This is a genomic window from Streptomyces sp. NRRL F-5122, from assembly GCF_001507435.1.
Lineage (GTDB): Bacteria > Actinomycetota > Actinomycetes > Streptomycetales > Streptomycetaceae > Streptomyces > Streptomyces lannensis.
The window spans coordinates 1-672 of the sequence record NZ_LMWH01000103.1 but is presented as its reverse complement, the minus strand read 5'-3'; the positions used below and the strand labels follow the sequence as shown (position 1 = coordinate 672).

Genomic DNA, 672 nt, shown 5'->3' with positions numbered 1-672 from the left:
CACCTCGATGCCCCAAGAGCGGGTCTCATCGAGCATGTCCAGGGCCAGCTGCCACTTCTCCACATGCCCGACATCGTCCGGGATGCCGCAGGCGGTGCGGCGGGCGACCTTGTCCGCATCGGCCTTCGATGAGGCGGGATCCCACGTCTGAGGCAAAAACAGCCGCCAGTTGACCGCTGCCGAGGCGTGGTCGGACGCGAGGTGGAGCGAGACGCCGACCTGGCAATTGGTGACCTTGCCCGCGGTGCCGGTGTACTGCCGCGACACGCATGCCGAAGCAGTCCCGTCCTTGAGGAACCCGGTGTCGTCGAAGACCAGGGCGTCCGGTTCGATAGCCTCCTCCATCCGCCAGGCGAGCTGGGCCCGGATGTGGGCCGGATCCCAGGGGCTGGTAGTGATGAAGTTGGCCAGTGCCTGACGATTGCCGTCCTCCCCGAGCCGGGCGGCCATCGGCTCGACCGACTTTCGTTGCCCGTCGGTCAACAACCCCCGCAGATAGACCTGCCCCCACCGGCGCTGGTCCTTGCGCGCGAACGGCTCGAACACCTCCGCCGCGAAGGTCTCCAACTCACCACGCACCACAGCAATCTCGTCCGGAGTCACGCACACTCAACGCCACACCCAGCCCACAGGACACGCACCACCACAACCGACCTGACCAAGCCCTACTAG

General features: G+C 66.5%; 1 protein-coding gene. It reads right to left on the bottom strand.

Annotation, left to right across the window (positions count from 1 at the left end):
• The coding region (locus ADL25_RS12440; protein WP_199839147.1) for a transposase at nt 1–603 on the bottom strand (603 nt) is incomplete at its 3' end.
• Between the last annotated feature and the right edge of the window lie 69 nt (nt 604–672).